Here is a 3,842-nt window from a genome sequence, read left to right on the forward strand (position 1 = left end):
CCGTCGGCCGGGGGCCGGTCTGCCGGCGCCTGCTAGCGCCTCACCGCCTTGAGGACCACGAACTTCGGGTCCGACGCCACCACTTCGCTGTTGCCGAACAGCCGCCGCAGCCGCACGTGGTACCCCAGGTGCCGGTTGCCGATCACCCACAGCTCACCTCCCGGGCGCAGGGCGCGGTGGGCATCGGTGAACATGCGCCGCGCCGTGGCGTCGGTGGTCGCCTGGTGGGAGTGGAAGGGCGGGTTGTTGAGCACGAGGTCGACGCTGCCGGCCGGCAGATCCGACAGACCGTCGCCGACCCGGAACTCGGCGTGTCCGGGCACGCCGTTCGCCCGGTACGTGGCCTCCGCCGACGCCACCGCCTGGAAGGACTCGTCCACGAACAGCACCTCGGCCCGCGGATCGGCCAGCGCCATCGCCGTACCGACCACACCGTTGCCGCAGCCCAGGTCCACCACCCGGCCGCCGTCACGGCCGCCGGGCAGGTGTTTCAGGAAGAACCGGGTGCCGATGTCGAGACGGTCCGCGCAGAAGACGCCGGCGTGATTGACGACCGTCCGGCCCGAGGCCGGACCGATGTCCTCGGGCAGGGTGTAGCGGTAGGGCCAGGGGTTCGGGGGGCGGGCCGGTACGGGCTCCGGTGTGCAGAGGATCAGCCGCGCCTTCTTCTCGGCGAGCGAGGTCCTGGTCGGGCCCAGGATCCGCTCGAAGAGGTGGAGCGTGGAGGTGTGGATCTCCTTCACCATGCCGGTACCGACGACGACCGTCTCCGCGTGCACCGCCGGCGCCAGCCGCAGCAGCTGGTCCTCCAGCAGCGCCAGGCTCTTCGGCACGCGGACGAGCAGTACGTCGATCCGGTCCGGCGGGGGATCCTGCGTGGTGAGCAGCCGGACCGTGCCGGGTGCGACGCCGTTGCGGGCGAGGTTCGCGCGGGTCGCCTCCTGTCCCAGCCAGGAATCGGTGATCTGCGTCGGGTGGTGCGCCGCGAGCGCCGTGACCAGCGCGCCCCAGCGGTCGCCGACGACCACGACCGTGCCGGACAGCGGGACCCGCCGCTCGGCGAGATGTCTGAGGAGATAGGTGTCGGAGGCGTCCCAGGCGCGCAGCCTGTCCCGCGGATCCTCGGGGAAACGGGCCAGCACCGGCTCGCCCCACGGAGTCGTCATACGGTCGTTCATCGTCCGCCCAGGCTAGCCGAGCACGGACCCGGCAGATCCTGGGGAGGACGGAGGCATGGACGACGCCGGACTGTTCCCCAGGGCACGCAGCGAGATCGCGCCGGGCGCGGTCCACGTGCCGGGATGGCTGGACGCGCGGGAGCAGCGCGGCTCCTGCACGCCTGCCGATGGGGGTCCCCGGTCGAGCGAAGCCGAGACTGGGGGAGGGCGCGCCCTCCCGCCGGACCGCGCACCGTGCGCACGCCCGGCGGCGGCACCATGACCGCCCGGCAGGTGTGCCTCGGCCGGCACTGGTATCCGTACGGCTGTGCCCGCACCGGGGCGCCGACGGCGACGGCGCCCCGGTGAATCCCCTTCCCCGGTGGCTCGGCGAGCTGGGCCGCCGCGCGGTGACCGACGCACTGGGCGAGGACGCCGCGCGAGGGGCCGCCTACGACATCGCGCTGGTCAACTCCTACGACGCCGGTGCCCGGATGGGCACGCACCGCGACAGCGACAAGGTATCGCTCGCACCCGTGGTGTCGCTGAGCCTCGGCGACACGTGCGTCTTCCGCTTCGGCAATCCCGTGACCGGGCCCGCCCGTACACGGACGTGGAACTGCGCGGCGGCGACCTGTTCGTCTTCGGCGGACCGTCCCGGCTCGCGTACCACGGCGTGCCGCGGGTGCACGCGGGCACCGGACCGCCGGAGCCGGGGCTGAGCGGGCGGCTGAACATCACGCTGCGGGGCAGCGGCCTGTAGTCCGCACCGCTTGCGGATCATGGGAGACTCGCCTTCATGAGCGGGAAGGCGGACCCCCGGCCGGCGGGGAAAGGGACCACCTCGAGGACGCGGCTGGACCGGGGGCGCGGCGCGCTCGGACCCGCACTGGAACTCGTGCACACCGGGCGCGCGCCGACCCGCGCGGTACTCACCGCCGAGCTCGGCGTGACCCGCGCGACGGCCGGCGCGGTCGCTGCCGAACTGGAGGCGCTGGGGCTGATCAGGGTCGACGCCAGGCCCGGTGCCGCAGCCGGTTCGCAGGGGCGCCCCTCGCACCGGCTCTCCGTCGCGGAGGACGGCCCCGTGGCGCTCGCCGCGCAGGTGCACTCCGACGGTTTCCGGGCGGCGCTGGTCGGGCTCGGCGGCCGCATCGTCGCCACGGCGCCCGGCTGCGAGGTCATCGACGCCGACCCGGCGAAGGTCCTCGGTTCCGTCGTCGCGGCCGGCGCCGAACTGCTGCGGGAGACCGGGCGGAGATGCGTGGGGGCCGGGCTCGCCGTGCCGTCGGCGGTGGCCGAACCGGAGGGGCTCGCCCTCAACCCCCTGCACCTGGCCTGGCCCGCCGGGGCCCCGGTGCGGGAGATCTTCGCCGGACAGGTGCGCGCGGCCGGCCTGGACGGACCCGCCTTCGCGGCCAACGACGTCAACCTGGCCGCCCTCGCCGAACACCGGCACGGCGCCGGACGCGGCTCCCGCGACCTGCTGTGCGTGGCCACCGGCCACCGCGGAGTGGGCGGGGCACTGGTGCTCGACGGCCTTCTGCACTCGGGCAGTTCGGGTCTCGCCCTGGAGGTCGGCCACCTCGCCGTCAACCCCGACGGCCGTCCCTGTCACTGCGGCGGCCGAGGGTGTCTCGACGTCGAGGCCGACCCGCTGGCCCTGCTCACCGCGGCGGGACGGGCGCCGGGTCCCGAGATGTCCCTGCTGAAACAGGCCGACGACCTGATCCGCGGTCAGTACGGCGAACCGGACGTGCGCATCGCCGCCGAGTCCCTCATCGACCGGCTCGGTCTGGGGCTCGCCGGACTGGTCAACATCCTCAACCCCGACAGGATCATCCTCGGCGGACTGCACCGCACCCTGCTCGAGGCCGACCCGAACCGGCTCCGCGCGGTCGTCGCCGACCGCAGCCTGTGGGGTCGCAGTGGCGGTGTCCCCATCCTCGCCTGCACCCTGGACCACAACAGTCTCGTCGGCGCGGCGGAACTGGCCTGGCAGCCGGTGCTGGACGATCCTCTGGGGGCACTGGCATAGGAAGACGGCCGGCGTCCCGGAACGCCGGCGCGACGACAGCCGGCCGCCCGACCCGCCTCACCGCTCCGAACACCGAGGAGTCCGTAGTGTCCAAGCCCCCGCTGCCGCCCGAGGCCGACGCGCTGCTGCGCAGGCCCAACCCCTGCGTCATGGCCACGCTGCGCTCCGACGGCGCGCCCGTGTCCACCCCCACCTGGTACCTGTGGGAGGACGGCCGCGCGCTGGTCAACTTCGACGAGAGCCGGGTGCGCCTGAAGCACGTCCGGCGCGACCCGCGCGTCACCCTCACGGTCCTCGCCGGGGACGACTGGTACACCCATGTCACCCTCATCGGCCGCGTGGCCGACCTGTACGACGACGAGGGCCTGACGGACATCGACCGCCTGTCCCGGCACTACACCGGCAACCCGTACCCGGACCGCCGGCGTGCCCGGGTCAGCGGCTGGATCGAGGTCGAACGCTGGCACGGCTGGGGTGCGATGAAGGACAGCGACCAGGCCTCCGGCTGACCTGCGGCACCCGGGCGTCCGCGCGGGTGCCGTGACTCCCCGCGGGGGACCGGCACCGGTCGCTCCGGTCGGGCGGCGCTCCCGTACGCCTCGACCACGGTCCCCTCGCGGGCGGCGGGCAGGCGCCCGGGACGGGCC

3 protein-coding genes and 1 pseudogene are annotated in these 3,842 nt (G+C 74.3%); 3 read left to right on the forward strand and 1 reads right to left on the reverse strand.

The genetic code is table 11. The features are described 5' to 3' along the window. Positions 1-32: 32 nt before the first annotated feature. Positions 33-1,166, reverse strand: a complete 1,134-nt coding sequence (locus B9S61_RS28630; RefSeq protein WP_103544826.1) for a methyltransferase — start codon at positions 1,164-1,166, stop codon at positions 33-35. Between the two features lie 67 nt (positions 1,167-1,233). Here B9S61_RS28630 and B9S61_RS28635 point away from each other — a divergent pair. The 3 genes and pseudogenes from B9S61_RS28635 to B9S61_RS28645 all read left to right on the forward strand — a co-directional run bounded on the left by B9S61_RS28635 (position 1,234) and on the right by B9S61_RS28645 (position 3,704). After that, positions 1,234-1,920, forward strand: a pseudogene (locus tag B9S61_RS28635) (alpha-ketoglutarate-dependent dioxygenase AlkB). Between the two features lie 36 nt (positions 1,921-1,956). After that, complete coding sequence (locus B9S61_RS28640) at positions 1,957-3,195, forward strand: ROK family protein (protein WP_103544827.1); 1,239 nt, start codon at positions 1,957-1,959, stop codon at positions 3,193-3,195. An 86-nt stretch (positions 3,196-3,281) separates the two neighbouring features. Further along, complete coding sequence (locus B9S61_RS28645) at positions 3,282-3,704, forward strand: PPOX class F420-dependent oxidoreductase (protein WP_103544828.1); 423 nt, start codon at positions 3,282-3,284, stop codon at positions 3,702-3,704. The last annotated feature ends 138 nt before the right edge of the window (positions 3,705-3,842 follow it).

The sequence above is a fragment of the Streptomyces sp. SM1 genome, from assembly GCF_002910825.1.
GTDB lineage: Bacteria > Actinomycetota > Actinomycetes > Streptomycetales > Streptomycetaceae > Streptomyces > Streptomyces okerensis.